The sequence below is a fragment of the Alteromonas sp. RW2A1 genome, from assembly GCF_001886475.1.
Lineage (GTDB): Bacteria > Pseudomonadota > Gammaproteobacteria > Enterobacterales > Alteromonadaceae > Alteromonas > Alteromonas hispanica.
Window position 1 is genome coordinate 3,593,606 of the sequence record NZ_CP018031.1, and the last position, 21,864, is coordinate 3,615,469.

General features: G+C 41.6%; 16 protein-coding genes. 7 read left to right on the plus strand and 9 right to left on the minus strand.

Going from position 1 to position 21,864, the window contains the following annotated elements; translation table 11 throughout:
• Positions 1–335 precede the first annotated feature (335 nt).
• A complete protein-coding gene (locus tag BM528_RS15865; RefSeq protein WP_071980675.1) occupies positions 336–1,172 on the minus strand; it encodes a WYL domain-containing protein in 837 nt (278 codons plus the stop codon).
• A 578-nt stretch (positions 1,173–1,750) separates the two neighbouring features.
• Between BM528_RS15865 and BM528_RS15870 the strand changes: the two genes are divergently transcribed.
• The 4 genes from BM528_RS15870 (at position 1,751) to BM528_RS15885 (ending at position 5,179) form a co-directional block, all read left to right on the plus strand.
• Positions 1,751–2,884 carry a hypothetical protein gene (locus tag BM528_RS15870; RefSeq protein WP_071980676.1) on the plus strand — a complete coding sequence of 378 codons (1,134 nt, stop codon included), beginning with the start codon at positions 1,751–1,753 and terminating at the stop codon, positions 2,882–2,884.
• A gap of 63 nt (positions 2,885–2,947) precedes the next feature.
• A complete protein-coding gene (locus BM528_RS15875) occupies positions 2,948–3,181 on the plus strand; it encodes a hypothetical protein (RefSeq protein ID WP_071980677.1) in 234 nt (77 codons plus the stop codon).
• Positions 3,182–3,363: 182 nt separating this feature from the next.
• On the plus strand, positions 3,364–4,218 hold the full coding sequence (locus tag BM528_RS15880; RefSeq protein WP_071980678.1) for a hypothetical protein: 855 nt from the start codon (positions 3,364–3,366) through the stop codon (positions 4,216–4,218).
• Positions 4,205–5,179 (plus strand): hypothetical protein, encoded by a 975-nt coding sequence (locus BM528_RS15885; RefSeq protein ID WP_071980679.1) that lies wholly within the window; start codon positions 4,205–4,207, stop codon positions 5,177–5,179. Before BM528_RS15880 ends, BM528_RS15885 begins: the two co-directional genes overlap by 14 nt.
• A gap of 42 nt (positions 5,180–5,221) precedes the next feature.
• Here BM528_RS15885 and BM528_RS15890 read toward each other — a convergent pair whose 3' ends face one another.
• From BM528_RS15890 to BM528_RS15925, 8 genes are all read right to left on the minus strand, one after another.
• Positions 5,222–5,932, minus strand: coding sequence for a hypothetical protein (locus tag BM528_RS15890; protein ID WP_071980680.1), 711 nt, complete (start codon positions 5,930–5,932; stop codon positions 5,222–5,224).
• Between the two features lie 77 nt (positions 5,933–6,009).
• Positions 6,010–6,441 (minus strand): hypothetical protein, encoded by a 432-nt coding sequence (locus tag BM528_RS15895; protein ID WP_071980681.1) that lies wholly within the window; start codon positions 6,439–6,441, stop codon positions 6,010–6,012.
• Positions 6,442–6,619: 178 nt separating this feature from the next.
• Positions 6,620–6,985, minus strand: a complete 366-nt coding sequence (locus BM528_RS15900; RefSeq protein ID WP_071980682.1) for a hypothetical protein — start codon at positions 6,983–6,985, stop codon at positions 6,620–6,622.
• Positions 6,986–7,074: 89 nt separating this feature from the next.
• Positions 7,075–8,523, minus strand: coding sequence for a TnsD family Tn7-like transposition protein (locus tag BM528_RS15905; RefSeq protein WP_071980683.1), 1,449 nt, complete (start codon positions 8,521–8,523; stop codon positions 7,075–7,077).
• Positions 8,523–9,488: a TniQ family protein gene (locus tag BM528_RS15910; protein WP_071980684.1), complete on the minus strand. Its 966-nt coding sequence runs from the start codon at positions 9,486–9,488 to the stop codon at positions 8,523–8,525. Before BM528_RS15910 ends, BM528_RS15905 begins: the two co-directional genes overlap by 1 nt.
• Positions 9,485–10,918: an AAA family ATPase gene (locus tag BM528_RS15915; RefSeq protein ID WP_071980685.1), complete on the minus strand. Its 1,434-nt coding sequence runs from the start codon at positions 10,916–10,918 to the stop codon at positions 9,485–9,487. The genes BM528_RS15910 and BM528_RS15915 overlap by 4 nt, the downstream gene beginning before the upstream one ends.
• Positions 10,918–13,188, minus strand: coding sequence for a hypothetical protein (locus tag BM528_RS15920; RefSeq protein WP_071980686.1), 2,271 nt, complete (start codon positions 13,186–13,188; stop codon positions 10,918–10,920). The genes BM528_RS15915 and BM528_RS15920 overlap by 1 nt, the downstream gene beginning before the upstream one ends.
• Complete coding sequence (locus tag BM528_RS15925; RefSeq protein WP_071980687.1) at positions 13,178–14,044, minus strand: TnsA endonuclease N-terminal domain-containing protein; 867 nt, start codon at positions 14,042–14,044, stop codon at positions 13,178–13,180. The genes BM528_RS15920 and BM528_RS15925 overlap by 11 nt, the downstream gene beginning before the upstream one ends.
• A 331-nt stretch (positions 14,045–14,375) precedes the next feature.
• Between BM528_RS15925 and BM528_RS15930 the strand changes: the two genes are divergently transcribed.
• The 3 genes from BM528_RS15930 (at position 14,376) to BM528_RS15940 (ending at position 21,820) form a co-directional block, all read left to right on the plus strand.
• The gene (locus tag BM528_RS15930) at positions 14,376–14,867 is read left to right on the plus strand and encodes a helix-turn-helix domain-containing protein (protein ID WP_071980688.1); all 492 of its coding nucleotides are present in this window, start codon (positions 14,376–14,378) and stop codon (positions 14,865–14,867) included.
• Positions 14,868–15,527: 660 nt separating this feature from the next.
• Complete coding sequence (locus tag BM528_RS15935; RefSeq protein ID WP_071980689.1) at positions 15,528–20,369, plus strand: AAA domain-containing protein; 4,842 nt, start codon at positions 15,528–15,530, stop codon at positions 20,367–20,369.
• Positions 20,369–21,820 (plus strand): hypothetical protein, encoded by a 1,452-nt coding sequence (locus BM528_RS15940; RefSeq protein ID WP_071980690.1) that lies wholly within the window; start codon positions 20,369–20,371, stop codon positions 21,818–21,820. The genes BM528_RS15935 and BM528_RS15940 overlap by 1 nt, the downstream gene beginning before the upstream one ends.
• Positions 21,821–21,864: the final 44 nt, after the last annotated feature.

The window sequence follows — 21,864 nt, forward strand, 5'->3', positions numbered from 1 at the left end:
TGTACCTACAGTAGAAAAATGAAGGCTTTTTTTCAATAATAAAGAGGGCTATGTTCTGCTAAATTGTTGCTATACTGTATATGAATACAGTTATTGAGGGTTGATCATGATCCCAGCACAATTTACAAAGCTTATAGCCGAGTTACCTGCATCAGTGGAAAAAGACGATCCGCTGGCTTGATGAACTCACCGCTGAAGCTTGCATGAGCAAGATTACATGCTAAATTCGTGGGGATCCCTCAGTGTTTAAGTACATTTCCATATTTCTACCTCATCTACAATAAGGTAAATAAAACCAGTAAATTAAGTTTACCGATTGTGTGCGCTTACATCGGCTAGTTACCGAATAGCCATTCTTTTACGTCGCTTTCGTTTACCAGTACAAGCTGCTGCTGTTGAGGTGTTTTCGCTAGAAACTCGGTTCTTACGCGCATTTCTTGAATCAAGTATTGGGCTAATGCGGGCTTTGTCTTGATCAGTAATTCACCGTTCTTCATCTGATAGTCTTGCTCAATAACAGCGCTTTGCGCTTTTGAGAACCTTGGATCGGGTTGTATTCGCAAAACGATTTCTGTATTCCAACCTGGATCATCTTTTTCAAAAAATGTGGCGTGATCCATTAACAACGGTGTGCCGCGGAAACGGCTTAATACAAAATCACGAAATTCAGAGCGATACTCACAATACCCTCTCAAGTGCCAACGCAAACCAGTTTTAACGAGAGAATGAGGCTGAATTACTCGATCTTCAAACGACGACGTGTTCAGTGACAAGTATTCAACGTCAACGCGCTTCCGTTGTTTAATTGCACCTATGAGCCCTCGCATTACCTGGGGGCTTACTCGCCTTGAAGGGATCTTCAATTCAGTCGATATTGAAGATTGATTTGAGTTACTCGTTTTAGCGCGATAGCCGTTTAACCAATCTAAATACTCGGCAACATCAGTAGATATAAATTGGGCGTTGAATTCAGTCTGTGTTTGATGCGCTTTCACACTAAGGTTGTAGATTAGCTGTGAGGGATAAAGGGAATTGTAAGCTGATAAATATTTCTTGGCCTGTGTAGCACTTATAAGAAATGCATCAATAAGATCTTTACTATTTACTTTTCCTTGCCAATACGCAAGCAGTTCAATTAGCCAAAAATACTTCGATTCCGCTTTGTCTTCCATGATAGTGATCAGTCAAAAATTGCCATCCTTGCTTTATACGCTAACATTAATTTGCAACTTTGGTTACTTTTTTGAAAAAAAGCGAACCAAACGGTTCGCCTTTCAAATCAGTATCAGTACTTCGACACCTGTCAGTTTCGAATGAAGTTTGTGATCTGCCCTCTTGATATCAGGAGGCTCAAGAAAAGGGGTTTTTAAATGAAGTTTGTGAATTTGTCCTGTTAACACAAAACACTCCTAAGCCCTCTCAAATTAAGTTTGTGAAAGCTAGCATAATCAAGGCTTTAGACCTGAATAAACTCCATTTAAGATATTGATTTTTAAATTATTTTTTATTTATTAATAAAACACTAGCATAGACCTACCTCCTAATTTTTACAACGACAAACTCACCAACGTTTTAAATATTTGCAGAGAGTTCTAAAGACATTTAGCGACGGTAATGATCTGTTCAGCTTGTGGAAACTGATAAAAAGTCCACTCAAATTATAATAACGTTTTATTTCGTTTTTATAATTGACATAAAGTGGTTATGTCTATATCGTTACAACCAATCGCCACAGACACTAGAGAGTGAGATGAATTCAGATGAGATTTTAGACTGCTTAACTGAGCAAGGAGGCTATTTCGAAGAAGCTAAATACAAAGGTATGAGTCTTTTCTCAGTCGTAGACCCAATTAATGAATTGAACGACTATAGTTTCTATTTATTATCTAGCGTGGACGCAAACGGCAATACTAAACCGAAAAAAAACAATGCTCTTATCTTTTGCATTTCAGCGGCCGAACGATTAGAGATAGCGGCTAGATCAGTAATCAGTGAGTTAGATGACAATGAAGCTGTTACACTAACCTATCCCTATTTTAGTGGCGGATTTTCAAAATTTGAAAAACGAAAAAATGCCATTGGCAAATTACAATACTGCGGTGTAGCAACAAGTTTCTCTTCGAAAGCAGCGTTTAAGCAGTTCTTGGAATACCTAGTTTCTGGGCGTCAACTAGACAACCCTTTCGATGGCTATTACTTGAATTTTCGTAAAGTCTCTCACATCGAAACTTTGCTTAACGACAGACATGCGCTCTACCTCTTAATTGAAGAGGTGGAACAACACTTTAAACAAGCCATTCAACTTGAAGATGACTGCTTTCCTTTGAACTTGGTAAATGAACATGTCATTCAAAGGGTGCACCAAGATCTTTGCTTTGTACCTCGGATCAACGTCATATTCGATACTACAGACACGAAGAAACGTATGAATAATCCGACTATTAGTCAGCTGTCAGCGACCTTAGACTACTTGGCAGCACTTATTAATATCGCGCGGTTTAATGTACGTGAAAAAACTCGTTTAAAACTTGGTCTGGTGAGTGACGAATACGGTGCAAAAAAAAGGCAGTATTGCGAGGTACAAGAGACCATAGACTCGATTGGCTTGTACATCCTCACTCAGGTTGAAGCGAATAGTGTTAATTGTTGTAAACAAAAATTACGCAACCTGTATGACGTGCCAGCTGAATTATTTTCTCTTCAACAGCTTGCATTTTTTTTAGGTGTCAAAGGAGACTCACTCGGCCCTTTTTTAAGAAGAGAACAACCGGATGGCATGACAGTTAGAAGTAAAATGGTTACTCATCATGACTTTGGAAACCGCAAGAAATTTTTAACCCGAGAGTCTTTCTCTTTCTTACTTTCAAGCAAAGTCAGTATGTGAAGCAATAGATTCAAATTTTAAAACACAACCCAAAACGATAGACCTAACCCAAAAGGAATTTTTATGTTTACAAATAAATTTTTTAGTCAAGCTTCAATCACAACTTTACCCAACCCACAAATCAAACGTTATGCGTTGATAACTGTCCGAGGACAGAAAAAATTAGCCTGCCTTATCGAAGATGAATGGATAATAGATAGCACATGCAAATCAATTAACAATATGCTTGCTGATGGTTTTGTTGGGGAAGAAGCTGTTATTGGATGGGCTGAAATGCAACCGAGTCTTACTCATTAAACTTATCGTATTTCCGAAATTCACAGCGACACTGAATTACATACTGTCCATGTAAATTGCAACGAAACAAACTTAGTCTGACAGCGGTTATTACTGCTACCCCCGCTGTCAGGCGAGCTGTTTATCGCCTACATCTATGACCAATGAAACATTGCTGTTGTATATCTAGAAGAAACATGCCGATGACTAAGAAACTGCTTTGCCTCAATGTTGAACTGCTCAATGCTTACAATAACGCTAAGCCCATGTATCCATTCATGGTGCCATCCCCCAAACTTTGCAGTGCATTTGTCACGACTGATTTCATAAATACTATTAATAAAGCACTGTCTTTAATCGATGAGAACGATTTAAACGAAGTCTCTTTTCGCTCCGACGACGTAAACTGGTTCAGTTCGCTGTCTGAGCAAATATATCAGGAGATACGTTCCAATCTTCACGTCACAAAAGATTGCATATATTACTCAGGGGCCTTCGCTCCCGACAAAACTCCCATTTTTGTCTCGACGAGACTTCCATTGTCATCAATTACTCCCGATGAAAAACGAGCGGCAAGACAACTCAACCTCGCATTTCTAGCTACTGATACAGCAAAGGCGTTGATAAGTGAAATAGAAAATTTAGATAGGGAAATGCAGCTCGCGTGGGAACGACTAGATAGTTTAGAGGGACTTACTAGCGCTATTGATGGAGTCAAAGCTGCCAGTTTTACAACCCCGAGTGAAAAAACTGATGAACTTGCGCTTGAAGTAAGCATTGAAATCAAACAGCTAGAAAAAGAAGCTGAGTCACTGGAGCGGCTAATTGAAAGAAAATGCGAACTTCTTTGCAATCGTGTCCTTAGCATATCTGTCGGTGACCGGATCATTACTCAAACAAAGCTGAACAATAAAAATCAGGAAATTCAGCTGGAGTCGGTTCGATACTACAATGGTACGCTGTACCTTACTGGTCCCAAAGTTCTGAAAAATGGTTTGCTTGGCAAACGCAGTGAATCAGCATACGTTACATTGGTTCCTAATAATGAACATAAATAATGTTATCAGGGCACTACGCCAAGCTAGAAAAACACAACCCATATCAATCTACTGCAAAGATGCAAAACCTTGTGTGCCTGCCGACAGGTCTTTTTTTGATGAAATAACACCAGTTTTGAAGTTGTTGCTTAAGGCGTTTAAAGTGGCAGGTTTTACTGCGCACGTATCGAGATGGGGAGAGCTGGCGTTACACTCACCGACATTATGCATTGAGATTTTGATACGGATATCGCCAAACATTAACTATATGAACAGAGTTTCGGCGAAAAAGCTTGAAGATACGGGATATGAGGTTGTTGAAGTAGAGCCCCCTAGAAAGCCATTTATCGTTAGCTATTTTTTTAATGGTACAGCATCAAAATGGCGCTACATCCCCTTTGATAATGAGTTCGTTTCCGTTGAGTCAGCCTATACAGCCTTTATCGCGCCGATGCTGAAAACCAGTAAGCCATTTCAGGGACGCCTGCAAACATCTTTACTTCAAAAGAAAAATGAATCATTACCATCAGAAAGCACCTTTTATGCTTTTGCACGATACGCGGCCATTCACATCAATAAAACATATGGTTTGTCTCAGGTCAGCGAAATTGTTGATAAAAAATTCGTGCACACAGCTTTCTTTGGCAGCTATGGTGCACTTTTACTGACCCATGACTGGCATGGTGCAACTACTGTTATCTGGCACGATAAAGACCGGGACTTCCTTGCCAAGTATATTCCTGAAATACTGGCACCATACGCAGTAAATTGCCCTTCAATCTCTCAGGCTTACACAGAAGACACGGAGCATCAGTTTCTTCTTGGGTCACTAGATAAAGCACTGCTGGACAAATACGGCTCTGTTACCAGTGCCGAAAACTGGTTGGAAGAGAAGCATTACTTCACTGATAAAAAGCCCCCCAAAGAGCTAATTCAGACATCTTCCGGTGTTATGAAACTCCTCACTTTCGCCAAAACATAAAATCAATAATTATGTTTTGGCGAAAGTGAGGAGTTTTAACTTTTACCCTAGTTTCTCGACATATCTACTATATTTGGTATTGAGTATTTTTAAGGCGAGCTGTTGTTCAACAGTTTGCCACTTACCTATTTTTTTGATCTCAATATCTTGGGGCTTTACCACTGATTTAAGTTTAAAACTCAAAGGAGAAATGATGGCGTTGGACATATAGTGAGAAATCTTCGCTATTTGCACATCCATGGCAAGTCCCGTTTCCGTCTCTAAATCATTAATATCTAATGACTCAATCTTCAAAACATATGGATCGTAATATTGGTCTAGAACTTGACGTAAGGGATGAGCATTGACCTCTTCTCTAACGCCTTCAACATTTTTACTTATCAGTAGTTGAATCAATCCTCTTAAGTTAGTCAGAAACTCACCACCGTGAAGACAATCAACTGCATACTTCACGGCAATCATAGGATTGTATGTGAGGTAGGTCTCGCCATGTTGCTGATTCAAAACCCCTTTGAATTGGTTTTGTTCAACAATCGTTTGGAATCTTTCACGAATTGAAAGCCAAAAGGAATCGTTAGCGAGTTGATTCTCGGCTTTACACCATAGACTTTGCAATAAATTCAGTGCGTTGTAAGACTTCAGCGGATCTTTGCCCCCAAGGCCGTACTCATTTATCGACTTTATAAATAGTGAGGTGGTCCCGTGATATAGCGGAATAGAAAGCTTGTCATCTTTAATGATATGTGTGCTCAAACTTCAAATCCTTCTTTGCGAGCAGCTCTAATACATGCCTACTAAATAGAATCACAAACGATTCCTGTAGTAGCTGCTCAAAAAAACCTATCAGGTCCGCTGGCTTTAAAACCGCTTCCGTCAGCACTTAAATCTGACAGGCGAGATCTCGCGAATTCACTAAGATATGTTTCGGATAATGAGCTTCCACCCTCTCCCTGAACCCATTTCCCGTCCTTCCTTTCGAGCCATCCAGATACTGATGCATAATAAGTGATTGTTTGACCGCTAAATCTTTTTAGGGTTTTCCCACCTTTGGCTTGTGCATCGATTGCCCAGAAAACATGGAAGGACAATTCACCATGACCAATACCATTCCATTCAATAATGGTGGTGTAGCCATGAATATCCGCTGTCAATTCGCCTTCTACATCTAACTGAGAATTTAAATCGACTCGACCTGCACTAACAACTGAATTGATACTCTCGACTAAAAGGTTGCGGAGGATGTCCGACTTTCCATTTGTCATTCTATCTCCTTGTCTTTGTTATAATTTTCATTTCCCACGTGAAGAAGGGAGATGTTACTTTCTTTTCCGAAAACTACAATAGCCTTTTTTCGTCTTGTGAATTCGTAAAAGCGGAAATAAGTGAACAATATATACTTCTAAAATAATGCCTTTACGGTTCAGGCATTGGTTCTGATTCTCACTCAAAGCCTCCTAGCTCTTTTTGTGCAATGAATGTCAGTACCACCTGCTCTCCATCTTCTCCATGCTGTTTGACTATTTCCAATGGAGTAAAATCACCGGAAGACTCTAGTCGGCAGGTGTCAAACCACGAGACAGCTTCCTGACGAGTATCAAACCACTTTTCTATTCGTTGAAGTATTCTTTTGATAATCAGCAAGCGAGTCTGTTGGGATTCGGTTAAATTGAAGTCTCGATTGTCGAGACCATCTTCAGATACGTCCACACAGTGCGAAATAAACGCAATGGTTACTCCTAAATCAAGAGCCCATGATTTTGCACTTACCGGTTCTTTAGGCAAAAGTAGATTATGTTTTGTTGTCATCATTAAATCCTATCTACATTGTTATAGTCACGTACTCGACGCTAACTCTTACCTACAATGGTCAACCCTTTAATATTCAGCACAAGCTTTTATATATGCGACTCGTCACTGACTGGCTTTCTACGTCTCAAATTTCTGGGGATTGCTTTGGGCAAGTGTGCATAGAGCCAATGCCTGTCATTCTTATATAGCCACAAATAGGCTACGTGATTCTCATACTTCACGTCTTGTCTTCGTGGCGTTGTGATCGACTTGATTGTTTCTAACAGTGATTGACGCATTAACTTCATTTTGGCGTATTTGCGGCGCCGTCTTCTTAGTGTCACGATATCCGGGTGCTGACTTAGAATTTTTTCAATGGCCCCCTTTGAGCAATTGAAATCCTTAGCAATATCTTCTGTGCTCTTTCCCGCTAACAGTTTAATTGCTATCTGCCGCCGCTCTGTTGCAAAAAGCTTTTGTTCGCGGGTTTCAATAGCAACACCAGTCGTCAACGCTACTTTCTTAACATAAGCAACCGAATGCTCGGTGCTCCCGGCGACGCATCTTAAGCTGTCACCCCTTTTAAGGGCATGTATGATATCGTCAATATCACTACTCAGTTCATCGTTCGCATTCGGATTCGTACTTGCCTGAACCACTTCTGGTGAGCATTCAATATCACTGTTTAGTAAATCACTTACAGAATCAAAGAGAAAAGTCATCATAAGCAGATGTTTCAAGGGTGATATAGCAGCATCTCTGTTAGTCAGAACACTGGAAGGGTAAAGAGGATAACGAGCGTCATCAAAAATCCCTTTAACTTCTGAGTAGTCTAGAACTGGTTTAAGAGCCTCTATCATTGAGAGTCGTAGCTGTTTCAGGCGAACATGTGCACATTTAGTGAGAAACCCCATGTCATGTAACCGAGCCTTGTATATATCGCAAAGGTAATGGCGAAAGCGTTCAGAACTATGATACTGGAAGTAACATGCGAATCTGACCAACTTCATTTCAATCTTGGAAGCCAAGTGACGAAACGCTACGCCTCTGTGTGGCCAGTTATCAAATCGCTTTCGAGATACAGGAGTGCTCATTAGTCGAATCTTGTGTTTGGCACAGACAAAGGTGCCGGGCAGCTGATGTTCTACATGCCAATATGCTAAACCAACTTCTTTGCTATCTTCCTCTGCGCATTCGGAACAAAATCGCATAGCGCCTGTATTACACTGTCGATTAGCAATTAGTGATAGTGACTTAAACACTGCGTCACCCTTCCCATTCAGCAGGTTTTGATAGGCATCAACATATCTGGAAACAGGTGTAAGAGCCCGGAAAACGGGGAGTATAGTGTGACGCTGTATCCAGTAATGACCTGTCATACCGCTCAACTCGGCAATCGCAGGGATACAGCTAGGAAACGGAGAACAAAATTGCAAAGACGACGAATTAAATAGTCGCTTTGCTGCTTTGCGTTCCGTGGCAGCTGTGTCTAACACAACCGCACGCTGGATCACGCTTAACAGTGCTTCATCGGGCATTGGTGTTGGAAAAGCCATCACACTGAGTCCTTAATAGCCTTTCCAGCCGAGAAAGTCCCAAAGCTGGCTTTGCGCTCCTCTGTCGATAAAAAGACCCACCCTAATAATGCGTATATTATCGATGAGTGGTTAATGTCAGGATTTAATACGTAAGACAAATGTAGTTGAGAATAAGAACTTAAAGCACCATATGGCACTTCACCAAAAGAGAAATGGTCACATGCTTTTGTATCATTGAATGCATCAATAAAGCGCTTCTGCGGACGCTCCGACAGCTTTCTCGGGCTTTGCTTCATCAAAGCACTTTCACCTGCCACTACTGCCTGCACACGCCTGATAAGCGAATTACGATCTACCTGAACCCCATGATTCGACAGGTGGTGTAATTGCTCCAACCATTGTTGAAACGGTGTTAGCTTTTTTACTAAATGATTTTCCAATTGTTTTGAGCAATACTGACAGCGCGCTGACGTCGGCGATTGCCCTAATTTTGTCAGCAAAGCTTTATGCCGCTTACATAAGTGACAGGTTTTCAGTAGTCTTAAGCCATGCTTCTGACAGCGCATCAGTCTATGGTCTTGATGGCTGTTTCGCCAATAAGCCAGACCGTGGCTTTTTTCATCGTCTTTCGCACAGGCAACACACCAACGAAGATGCTTATTGGCAAAATCGACACCCACGTTTTTCCCCAGTGGTATAAAACCAGACTCTGTTCCTTTTAGACTTTTAAAAAAGCGCTCAGGTGTGTTCTCCAGCATAAAGGCATTAACGTCGATATGCTCTGGCATCCGCTCTAATACACTAGCCAGAAACTGTGGAGTTAATGCTCGGGCTAATCCCAGTGTTCTTGAATCTGTTAGCGCAAACAGACCTGCATATAATGATCTACTTCCTGACAGGTTAGCCCATCGCCAAAGATAAGAGAGGTAATGCTCGTCCGGCAAACTGGCTAGCGAAAATGGAGAGGCGTCCTGCTGGATCACTGGTGCGCCTCAGCAAAACCAGTCAAAAGAGGAGATGCGTCTATCACATTAGCTAAACGTTTATCGAGTGCAGCCAGTTTCAGCAAACTGGACGTATGCGCAATTCGTGGCGCGCGTCTGGATGAATGCATAGTTCGAAAACCTTTGCCTTTTTCGTTTTGCTCTTTACGTTGCAGCATTTCCATTTGTGCTTCTGCTTGTTGAATTGCCGCTCGCTCAGCTTCATAACGTTGCGCTTTGTTTCTCCTTAGCTCTTCAATTGCTAAAGACATAGCACCGAAGTGTTGTTGATAAACCATCTCCAGCAGATCAAAGCACTTTTCGCCTTCTAAGAATTCAGGTTTAGATTGCACGGCTTCAAAAAAAAGTCTCATCAGGTGACTAGCAATGGCCTGTAAACCAAAGGTATTGAAATGAATTATGTCTCTAAATGGTTGTGACGTAATCGCCGTATTATGAAAAATATTTTCAGGCAAATATGTATCGAAGAATGTCTTATAAAAAAGTGAATCTTTTTCCATTGGCGAAAAATCATAAACACGATCCGACATCAGCCGCCGAGTACTTTGTAACTTGGCATTTTCTAAATCTTGGTCAAAGAACAATCGAAGCCCCTCCGGTGTACAGGTGGTCAGCATGGGTACTCCGATTCGGTTAAAGAGGCTTTCCAAATGGTCAAGCGTAGTATTAATGGGATTACCAATACCCTTCAGTAGATGCTGACATTCGTCAACATGCACCAAGCCAATGTAATGCCTTGCGCAGATTTTGCGGACACAGTTAATATGCGTATCCACACCTAAACCTTTTTCCGGATAGTCATCCTCATATGAAGTGCCGATGGCTTGATCAACGGCCCTGTAAAAATTGGAAGCAAGGCCTTTCAGACTATTACTTGTTGTAACATCAAATGACACCCAGACAAGTTGGTCAAAGCATTGATGTCGGTTATTAACCTTAGTATGTCGATACTTCTGGGGGATGCACCGTAAAATCCGTCTCAACGTTTCGGTCTTCCCTGTCCCTGAAAGGCCAGTCGAGAGAGAGCAACGTGAAGTCCCAGCGGCAGAGCCCATAAACTTGTCGAGTTCGACAGACTGGCCGTTTTGGCACATTACCAGTACCTTGTTCTGATAATATTGCCCAGAAGCCGTCGCAGGGTTCCTTTTACGATACCCTGCCATTATCTGCTGCGTGAGCTGTTTATAGATATGCCACGCATTGGGATGAGGAATGTAAGCGTCCTCCAAATCGCCTATCACGCTTTGCCCAGCAAATGGATCGTAAGACATGATATCCGATGGGAGCACCTTTTTTTCTTCAATTATTCCCTCAAAATCTGATGAGTACTTGATGATGTCAAGCGTCTCAATCAATGGATTTCCTGCGTAAATCGATAGCGGATGCGTATTATATTTAGCTAAGCGCATTAGATTGCTGACTCCTCTGAAAATGGACTGACGGAAGAGTCTGTTACATCGGAAAGCTGGTCATGAATTTTCTGAGCATTATCCTTGGACTGCTCAGCAGCAAGCTCTCTTCGACGATCATTGGCCCCACTTTGATAGCCAAGTTGATCATTCTTAGGACTTCCTTTTGCTGCCTCCTCTGCTGCTCTACGGTCTTTTCTGTCCTCCGCAGCATTAGCAACCTTGTCAGCAAGTTTCTGGCGTTTATTTGACGAGCGGAGTTCAGCGACATAGGCCCGACGCTCTTTTACCTCTTCCCAGCTCAATCCAGAGTATTGCTCCTTCTGATCTGCCAGCCTAAAGGTGTGAATAGTGCCTTCGTCATCTTCATAAAAGATGGCGTCGCAGAGGCTGGGTGTATATGCCATGCGCTTCTCTATCTCACCCAAGTATTTGGCTTTAATATACCAGTCTTTTTTCTTCGCATACTCACAATGGAACAACAGACCATTGAAGTGAATGCCGTCCTCTCTCACTTTCACCAATGCTTTGGGAAGCAGCATGTATCTGTAAGTAGGTAATTCTGAAATATCAATAGGATGCCCACCACCCATCTGGCATTCCATACTGTATGTCCAGAGACTGTGTGGTGAAATTCCAATATTATGGTGCGCCATGTCGCTATCCATCAAGTCGGCGCAGTCTTTACGAAGGTTTTCTGTAATTATCTCTCTGATAATTTTTCGGTGAACATCTTCAATCGAGTGTAAAGCTCGTTGGGATGCATCTTGTTCTGTTTTATCGCGGTCTGCTTCAATTCCACCGTCCATAGTGGAGACCATATCGTCAAAGTAGCCAATTACCCGCTCTACGATTGGCTTTAAATCACCCCGACCTTTAGTAACAGTTTTTACGTGGCCACAACCAAACTGACTGGCAACCAGCTCATCGACTTCGTTTTCCGGATATTCAATACCATTATCAACTTGGATTGAATCGAATAAGTGATGTGATACCCACTGATAATCTTTGAGATGGATCCCGTATTTTTTACAGTACTCTTTTTTGTCTGCAACGATGTTGTATAAACATTCAGCGACGTTTTCCCAGCAAGGTGGTTTGAAAGATAGGCTGTACCCCAAAACATATCGCGTCCTTACACAGACAGCTACGCAAAGATAAAGGCGCCCAGCTGACATCCGCTTTTCACCGACCCTTGGATCCCGCACATGAAGAGAGAGCTCAGTAGAGTCAATCTCAACTACATCGTTTGCTCCAAGGTTCATATCAATTGCATGACCCTGCCGGTCTAAAAAGTCTCGCTGCGCTCTTATCGTTCCATAACGCAGAAACAATTGTTCGGTTAGCGACAATTCATTTAAATAATGATAGCGAAAAGCGCCATATGAGAGGATGTGTGGCTCGAACTCACTTAAGTTACGGTTCCCCTGCTCATCTGGCTCGGGCATATCAATGCCCTCTGCCTCAAGAGCTTCTATGCAGTACACGTAGTGCATTTCGGTATAGCGAAGTGCGCCATTTCGATTGGAGGTCCCAAATTGTCTGGATAGTCGTTTAATAAGTTTTTTATGTGATGGTGTAATCGCCTTGTAATCGGTGTTTGCGTTTCTACCATCCTTACCTGCTGCTCCTCGCCTAATGATCATATCGTCGGTATTGTGCAGGTAATTGCAACCGCAATTCAGATAACCCAAAGGGATCAACGGCATTGCAACACCACGGAACGTAATGTACTGATTAAGATGGCGAATTAATGCCGTTGGAGACGAAAAGCTCTTTGTTGGGTTAGCAATAGCCAGTTGAGTTAACGCATCCTCCAACTCTTCTGCAATGCCATAGCCTAGCAGGTAAGACTCAATTACGTTTGGATCGATAAGGCCGCCCAACCTTTCAAGTGCTCTGTCGTTTTTCTCTTTATATTTTTCAAGACGCTCTGGTGCTAAAACCTGATCTGGCTCTCTCAGCACTTTGGGAAGTCTGAAAAACTTTAACCCCTTACCCACTTTCACACAGCTGAACATGCGGTCAATATCGTCGAATGAAAAGACTTTGGGCTTAGGTATCTGGTGAGCTTTTTTCCGCTCACCCTTTTTAGCGAGCGTCTTTCCATTAGCGTCAAGGCCAAACACATTTGACATATTCGCGATGGCTGCGCGCCCTAATTTTAGGTTAACCCAAACAATCGAGAGAGCATCATGTTGTGTCGCCCACTTTATATCTGATTCATATGCCGGTTTAAGGCGAAGCTCCTGATTACGTTTATACAGCATAGGGCAACTCCTCTAGCTCCAGTAAAGGCTGATTTTTAAGCAGAAGAGGTTTATTTAATTGAATGGGCGTATTGTGATCTGGGCAAATAAACCGCTTGAGGACTGCATTTTTGAAATGTCGTTCTGACTTACGTAATGAATAAGAAAAAACAGCCGCAATGCGCGTTAAAAGCTGCCTTAGAGGCTGCCAAGGCTGGTTGATGTGTGCGCGGGTAAGCACCTGAGAGAACTCTTCGAGATCCTGTGGAGAAAGGCTTTCATCGTAGTGCATCTCGCAGAAGCGCAGCGTCATGTACCATGCTTTCGTGACATTTTCGCTTGTAAGAACGCGATAGCCGATGTTCTCAGCGGCTGAGTAACAGCGCTCAATTTCTAACTTCTGCCGCGTTCTAGATGGCTTATTAGGATCAAAATTCGGTTTGTAAGCATAAGTGTGTTTAACAGGAACGCCCTCATGATTTAAAGAGGTTACCCTGAAATCTGATGTCATCACATGGTGAATGTGTTGCTTGTAGGAATAAGGGTGGACAACCCCCTTCTCCGTAGCAATCTCAAATGTTCGAGACGGATTGAGCGCATATTGCTCTTCGATATTAATGACGCCCGGTTGCCAAATAAGGTGTTTATATGCCAACAGTTCACCGTCGCTAAGTAACTTTACGGTTCGCTTGAGGACAGGACAAAAGAAGTAGTGCTTACGGCCTAACGAATGCGTTGAGCAAGCGCGTATGAACGGTTCATAAGTTTCATTTCTATTTCTTGCTTCCGCCCAATTCGCATATCGCTCAGCATCTGCTTCTGTGATAAGCAGCTTAGCTTTCGGATCAAACTGCTTATGTTTTGTCATTTTTGTCATCTACAACCTCTTTGACTCGTGAATTCAATATCACTCAGTTATAGACCCACAAATCGAAGCTGCAAGATATTTCGAAAAAACTTAAACTACTGATTTTTATCTTATTTGTGTCAAATTAGTTTGCATATGAATGGTTAAAAAGGGCTTTATTCAAATAATTTTAGTAAAACCCTGTAATAACTTAAAATTATTTGATTATCTTTTTATTGCTTAATTAGTTATATCAAACCAAATGGACTAAAAAACCAGCTTTTATGAGAACAAAATATAAACAGGTATTGTATTCGTATGGTCCTTTTTATTACTATAAGTTTCGTAATTACGAAACCTTATGATTAATAATTATTTAAAACACTGTCGCGAAGCACTTATGAGCGAGCACGGCCGGCAAGCTTTTTCACAGTTTACCGTCGCTGGTAAGGTTGGTGTCAGCAAAAGTTATATCAGCCGCGTTGAGAATGGGACCGAAAAGCCGTCTCGGGATTTCCTCGTGCGCATCAGTAAGGTATACGGTCTGGATGAGCGGGTAACCCTCGCTATTGGAGGTTTCCTCGCTGCTGATACATCGGCCTTGTTCAATATAGAACCGAAATGCATGTTATTTTTAAATGATTTAGCCCAGCTAAATGTCAAACAACTAGAGTCTCTGACTCAACAATTCGAGGACGATGAGAAAATTGAGCTCCTGAGCAAGGTTGGCAAAAATAAGAGACTGAGCCAAATTGTCAGCAACCTGCTACTTTTTGACACAGAAGAATTAAATGACTTGTTTAACGCGCTGCAAGATTATACTAGGCAACCATTAGGTATAAACCGGGACTGAAGAGGTAGACGGTTGTCAAAGGCTCACAAATACAGAGACGAAAGTCGATAGCTACCCGATATATAACATTTACATCGGTAATCCACTGGCATTATCCCTCGGGTTCGAAGTTACTGTTTTGCGCTGCTCGTTGTGCGCAAATGCGATGCATAAACAATTAGAGCATCTACGATGTCATCTCGCGCTAAACTTTTTCTAGGATACTTCTCCAGCGCTTCCTTGTATGTTCACTCAATGATTTTGAGGTGCCCTATAAGTATGCTGAGACGCTGTGGGACAACCTCAATCCATTCCCTCTTCGAGTTGTGGCCCTCCATTACAACGTATTTGGTATGTTCTAACAGCCAGATGATGTACTGATGCGTCTTCGTTTATTACTAACCTCTTCGTCGAGCTACAGTTACCAGCTATACACTTGAAAGTAGAACTTTACGTTTAATGGATTAAGAGTTATCGTTATAAAAATTTAAACTTTAGTCTAATAAAGAAGAACGTCGACAAAACGTTTTAATAAGCAGAAATGGAATGCGCTTATCGAAGTTGAACGTTATCCCACTTGCTCTGCCAAGCTGTTTCGTTAGTCAACAAAAAGCCTCTCTATTACTGCGATAGCCTGATTGTATTCATCAAAATTTAGTTATCACTCTTCAAGGAAGCAGTATGGACATAAAATGTCTCGATCCTCAAGGAATCAATGGTTTCGAACTTAAAGCTAACGATGTTTTATCAAAGCACCTACCTGATAGCTGGATAGGCTACTCTTCTCTAGAAATGCTTGGCCGTCAGGGAAAAGACTTTGAGGCTGATCTAATTCTAATTACTCACGACCGAATAATCGTTGTCGAATTAAAAAACTACAAAGGTAAAATATTTTCTAAAGGTAACAAATGGGTTCAGGAGTACGATGATGGTCGCCAAGAAAACCGTATTAACGCGTTATCTCAGGCAAGTAGAGCCGCAAAAATATTAAAGACGAAACTGAGAGAAAAGCGCGGTAATAGATATGTGCCTTATGTTGATAAACGTGTCGTTCTGTGCGGCTCAGCTGACGCTTCTCATCTTTCAGAAGAAGAAAGAGAGTGCGTTTTTACACTGGATGAGTTCAAACACATCGGTGACGAAAAAATATACAAAAAGATTATCGGACGCCCATTCAGTTTTGACCGAAAAGAAGACATCCCAACAAAAAATATTAAAATTTGGAATAAAATTTTTCTTAACAATAGCGCCGACTTCAAAGCAAAAGCCTTTTCATCAAATGGCTATGTATTAAACGGTACTTCGCTTTTTCAGCACAAAGATAACTTGTATGCTGAATATCGGAGCCAAAAGGCAGAAAACGCTAATTACCAAGCCTTAATGAGAAGATGGGATTTTACTGCTCCATGCATAGTTGAGCATTCTAGAACCCCTGAACAGCGTGCAATAATTGCTCAACGAGAGTCTAATGTTCTAGGTTATATTGACACTCAAGATGAAGATTTAAAGAATAGTCACCTTCAGTTACTTCATATACCGACAGATTTAACGGAAGACTTCGTAGAGCTCTACGAGTGGCCTAATAAGAAAGAAAGACTAGATACCTTTATTCGTAAGAATCACAAAAAGTTAACGACACAGAACAGATTAGACTTAATACAAGTTCTGGTTAGTCGACTATCGAGACTTCATGATATTGAAGTGGCACACCGCGATCTCGGTTCGCATAGCATTTGGTTATCCCTACCCAGTAAAGTGGTCCTCTCAAACTTTTTAACAGCGTATTACCCAGATCCCGATAAAAAGACGGTTTCTCCAGTCAGAAAAATTATTCAACATGGGCGAGTCGAGACACCTGAAGAGCTTTTTGAAGAAACCTCACATGCAACTGCGTTTAGCAGAGATGTGTATTTAGCAACTGCGGCTTGTCACTACATAGCGTTTGATACTTGGCCCAAGAAAGAAGAAGGCATCTATGTGTGGACCCCAATTGCAGGCAATGAAATTAGTGAAAAGCTTGGAGACTGGTTTTCTCGCGGCCTTGAACTCGACTCCAGAGATAGATTTCAGGATCTTTGTGATGCGCAAACGGCGCTAAATAAGTTAGTAAGAACTGGTGCAGAAGACCCTACACACACTTTGTCACTTCTAGCAAAATACCATACCAATAAAAACGTCTATACAGAACTTGGCGCCGTGCCCTTTAAAACAGAAGGGATATGTCATTTATTAAAAGCCCCTGATGACTCTTTTGGGGTAAAAGCATGGTTTGGGGTCAGTGATACAAACGGAACCGGTGGAATAAACCATGAGCTTCTGATGTTCTTCAGCAGGCTTGAGAGCATCAATAAAGCCGCTTTACCTTACCTTCCTAAAATTTTAGATTTTGGATTTAACCCGACAATGACCTGCGCCTTTTTTAAATACGAATGGGTCGAGGGGGTAACGTGGGAAAAAGCAGTTGAGAATATCGAGAAACCGAGCGGTTATGCATTGGCGAAGACGCTGTTACTCGCTTTACTCAAACTCCATGGCGCAAAGCTTCACCATGGCGACTTACACCCTAAAAATATAATTGTTGATAATGAAAACATTCGTTTCATCGACTTAGTGGAGTATGACTTAAACAACGCAGACAAACATACACCTTCCTATGTTCCGTCTTCCTATGAAAGCCTTTCCAAGGCCACCATTGATCGTTTTGCTGCCGTAAAGATAATACATGAACTGTCTCAGACGATTAGCTCTCTTCATCTCGTTAAATATACAGAAGAATTACTTGATCTCCCTGAAGTGTCGACAAGCGAACTAGAAAAGTTACTCGATAATTTCGATGAAATTGTTAATCCACCGCCTCCAGTTACCATCAAAAAATATGAGATCCATCATAAGAATTGTCGAACAGTCACCGAGATATTGACCTCAGACGATGGCGCTTATTACATGACCCTTAAGCAGAACGCGGGTAAAGATAGAGATCTATTAAGTGTTCAGCTGAGTGGCATCAAGAAAAATATAAGCTTGTTAATTAATGAAGATAGAAAGTTCATTGTCAGTTTCAGAGAAAATGACATTCGACATGACCAGTTCATCAGAAATAAACGCGATTCTCAGTTAAAGCTAACTGGTGAAATTCACCTGTCGAACAATATTCATGGATCAACCGAAGATTTCATCAACTTCATTCTCGAAAGTGATGCCTACAAAGAGTTAGCCAGAACTTCCGGTGAGACGAATGCTGAAGCCGAAGGGCCCATAAGACCAACTCTGTCACTACCAAAGATGGCTAAGTCAACGGTATTGGATGCTCGCGAAATTTGGAAAGTGCTTGTCGATACAGAGGAAGAAAGCTATCCCAAAATTCAGGTTGTGACTGACCCTGTTTACAATGCCAATCAGTTACTCAGTTTCCGCTATTCACTAGACGACAGCAAATTCGACTTCGACCTACGAACCGAACGAGTGAATGTAAAAATGGAAGTGCGGGGCGAACTAAGAGTAATCGGTATTGTTGAAGATTTAAACTCAGACAATCTCATATTAAAAACTCGCGGTAATAATACACCACAAGCAGGCGACACCCTCATTTTGGAGGGAAGTATGAGCGCTGCGTCACTTTCTAAACGAGAAAGAGCGGTTACAAAATTAATAACAGGTAGAGCAATAATACCTGATCTTCCAGACTATTTTTCTCCCGGACTTGATGCTCAAATTATAGAAGGTATAACACCAACTGAAGATGAGTTAGATTCCTATACTGAATACAAAGAAGATGGCAGCATTTCATTCGCCTTAAACGAACAACAACGAGATGCTTTCAAGGCACTGTACAAATATGGTCCTATTGCTTTGCTTCAAGGCCCCCCCGGAACGGGTAAAACAGCCTTTATCGGTTCCTATATTCATTATTCAATAATGAAAGGAGCTCGACGTGTACTGCTTGTGAGTCAATCTCACGAAGCCGTCAATAATGCTAGTGAGAGAGTTCGTTCACTTTTTAAAAGAACGGAGCAAGCAATCGATATTGTCCGTCTTGGTGATGAATCAAACTTATCTGCATCATTGACTGATGTTGGTGAAAAAGCACTACAAGAACACTATCGTGACAAGTTTAGGGCTGAATATAAAGAGCGACTAAGTACGCTACTTGAACACATTGGCATACCAGCCGAGATGTCTTCTGTCATTACAGAATTTGAGGATTCCTACGGTCAACGATTTAACCAATTACTATCTCAGGCTCAGGATGAAGATCAGGCTGGCACAGCTAAACTTACGCAAAGAGAATCAAAGCTAAAATCGAACTTTAACGATTTTTTGGCCAGACAATTACCTGACTCTCCCTCCTTTACGGGTGTTCCACTATCTAAGATACGAAGTACTTTATTAGAACACCTCGCTGAACATTTCGATATTTACTCAAGGGAACTGATATCCAAAGTTAGCAACCTTATTGAGACATCTAACGAATGGTTAAGTGTAATGGCATCAGGAAAAGCCCAGTTTCAAAACTTCCTTGCCAAAACCAGAACCCTTGTGTGTGGCACCTGTGTAGGTATTGGTCGGAACCATTACGGTGTGCAGGAAAATATTTATGATCTCGTCGTTATTGACGAAGCAGCTCGTTCCCCAGCAAGTGAATTGGCGATTGCTATGCAGGTTGGGAAAAAGGTGTTGCTTGTTGGAGACCATAAGCAACTTCCGCCACTGTTTGACGAAGCGCATATTAAAGCCGCCAAACGAGAACTGCCTAAGTTAGATGAAGAAGAATTGAAACGAAGTGACTTTGAAAGGGCTTTCGTTTCTGACTATGGCAAAACTGTTGGTCGTTCTCTTCTCACTCAATATCGGATGGCCCCACCGATTGGCAAACTCGTGTCAGAAAACTTCTATGATGGTGCTCTGCAAACCGGCCGTTCTATAACTCATGATAGCTATAAGAATCTAATCAATTCATTCGCTACTCCAGTGACATGGTTTGACACATCGGGCGAAGGGAATCAAAACAGGGAGGCCACTCCTACAGGAAAAGGCGTTAATGGGAAAAGCTTCATCAACCCGCTTGAAGCCGACTGCATAATCTCAATAATCAGAAGAATGTATGATAGCGATGGTGAGATATTTAAAGAAGGAGAAGAGCCTAAAATCGGGGTCATCTGCATGTATGGAGAACAAGTAAGGCACCTGATTAGAAAAATTAACAGCATGCCGTGGGCTAGAAGCTTGCTTGAGAGACGCATTGTAAAAGTGGATACGGTGGATAGTTATCAGGGTAAAGAAAACGACATCATAATTCTTTCTCTCGTAAGAAGTAATGCAAGGGGTACACAGGGCTATGTATCATCCGAAAATCGAGCCAACGTATCATTGTCACGCGCCAAAGAATGCCTATTTATTGTTGGCAATAGTCAAATGTGGAACCAGCATAATCAATCTTCCGCATTTGGACGTGTGTTTAAATTTATCGAGGACAATAACTCCCCTGATTATTCTATCCGCCCAGTAAAAGGAATTTCGCAGTAATGAAAATACAATTAAACAGAATTAGCTTCGGACTGCCAACAAAGGCATTCTTTATCGATTACACTGTCAGCCAGAAGCGTCAACTCCCTGTAGTAAAAGAGTTTATTATTCGTGTACTTCATTCTGTTGGTAAGTCTCCTGTATCGCTTATTCAGGACTATTTTGGATTCACTGCGGCAGAAACGCTCGCCGTTCTAGACGACTTGATAGAGGAAAGTTTGATCAAGTGGAGTGACAATGAGATAGAACTCACGGCTCATGCATTGGAAAACTTTGAAGAAATAGAAGGTAATATGCTACCCCGCTTTTTCGAGGTGGTAGATAAAACCGACAACGTATTCTTCGAACTTAGCGAATTCAGGATGTTGCCGAAGACGGTACAACGCAGCGGCATAAACAGCACTTCCATATCGCTACCGTTACCCGATGATTGTTATTCAAAGCTAAATGACAAAGCAATGTCGGCATTTGACAGCAATTTTGAGCATTTTCGAGAAGTCGTTAAGGGTGAAGATATATACTCAGAGAGAGAAGAGTTATACAAAATCAACCATGTAAACGGTAAGTTTGATATATCCATCCCTATTCCTGTTGAGTACTACATTGAAACTGATGCTCAAGATGTGTTGCAAACTGCATATGAAGACTCAAACCTTGACGAGTGGGACATCAGCAAATCACTTTTTAACTATATGGATGCAGCAATCAGCACTAAGCCCTACAGTGATGTAACGAGAGATTTTAGCGATTATATAAGCGCAACCGATGATCCGATATTAACGCGGTACTGGGACGACAAAACCGATAGTATCAATATTGAGTTACTCCTTAAGCATTATGCTGATGGAACGGCCCATCACTCAAAAGATACACAACTCATTGTCGGTAACCTGTATTCAGACTTCAATTCTCAAGCTCTTACTGAGAAGTTAACAGAAATATTTTCGAGAAAGCCCAAGTCGAGCGGACTAATCTGGCTTTCAAAAGGAGACAATTCAACGTGGGGACGCACCTCAGAGTTTGGCGTATTGCTTGAATCGATCACCTCATTATTTGATAACAGAAAGAAAACTTCCAAAGCGGTTTTAGCTCTCCCATGCTCGAGTGTCAGCGAAGCGATTGAGCAAAGGAAAGTTTACAGAAATCGTGATATCGACCCAGCGCTTATCGGCTGCGAAAAGCAGTTCGGTGGAGAAAACTGTGAAGTATTACTTTTACCCAATATCATGGTTGCTTGCCTCCTCCATCTACCAATGACGGATGAAAGAAATATTTCTCTTCCAGTAGGCTACGTAAGTTTTGCACCAGAGCTCATAGAGTCGGTAACGAGCAACATCACCAAATGGGCATCTTCTGAGAATACTATCAACGATTTCTTCGAGAGAAGAGATTCGAGACAAGAAGACACTGTTTTGTATAAATATTTCAGCCAGATATTGGCTCAGGGGTAAAATTTTAAACTAGAGACGCTCAACTATTCACAAAATAAAGAAGC

What these genes read in the sequence shown, in the direction of transcription:
- BM528_RS15880 (WP_071980678.1), top strand. Translation starts at nt 3,364, where the DNA reads ATGACTAAGAAACTGCTTTGCCTCAATGTTGAACTGCTCAATGCTTAC.
- BM528_RS15930 (WP_071980688.1), top strand. Translation starts at nt 14,376, where the DNA reads ATGATTAATAATTATTTAAAACACTGTCGCGAAGCACTTATGAGCGAG.
- BM528_RS15925 (WP_071980687.1), bottom strand. Translation starts at nt 14,044, where the DNA reads ATGACAAAAATGACAAAACATAAGCAGTTTGATCCGAAAGCTAAGCTG.
- BM528_RS15920 (WP_071980686.1), bottom strand. Translation starts at nt 13,188, where the DNA reads ATGCTGTATAAACGTAATCAGGAGCTTCGCCTTAAACCGGCATATGAA.
- BM528_RS15885 (WP_071980679.1), top strand. Translation starts at nt 4,205, where the DNA reads ATGAACATAAATAATGTTATCAGGGCACTACGCCAAGCTAGAAAAACA.
- BM528_RS15940 (WP_071980690.1), top strand. Translation starts at nt 20,369, where the DNA reads ATGAAAATACAATTAAACAGAATTAGCTTCGGACTGCCAACAAAGGCA.
- BM528_RS15870 (WP_071980676.1), top strand. Translation starts at nt 1,751, where the DNA reads ATGAATTCAGATGAGATTTTAGACTGCTTAACTGAGCAAGGAGGCTAT.
- BM528_RS15875 (WP_071980677.1), top strand. Translation starts at nt 2,948, where the DNA reads ATGTTTACAAATAAATTTTTTAGTCAAGCTTCAATCACAACTTTACCC.
- BM528_RS15900 (WP_071980682.1), bottom strand. Translation starts at nt 6,985, where the DNA reads ATGACAACAAAACATAATCTACTTTTGCCTAAAGAACCGGTAAGTGCA.
- BM528_RS15865 (WP_071980675.1), bottom strand. Translation starts at nt 1,172, where the DNA reads ATGGAAGACAAAGCGGAATCGAAGTATTTTTGGCTAATTGAACTGCTT.
- BM528_RS15915 (WP_071980685.1), bottom strand. Translation starts at nt 10,918, where the DNA reads ATGCGCTTAGCTAAATATAATACGCATCCGCTATCGATTTACGCAGGA.
- BM528_RS15905 (WP_071980683.1), bottom strand. Translation starts at nt 8,523, where the DNA reads ATGGCTTTTCCAACACCAATGCCCGATGAAGCACTGTTAAGCGTGATC.
- BM528_RS15895 (WP_071980681.1), bottom strand. Translation starts at nt 6,441, where the DNA reads ATGACAAATGGAAAGTCGGACATCCTCCGCAACCTTTTAGTCGAGAGT.
- BM528_RS15935 (WP_071980689.1), top strand. Translation starts at nt 15,528, where the DNA reads ATGGACATAAAATGTCTCGATCCTCAAGGAATCAATGGTTTCGAACTT.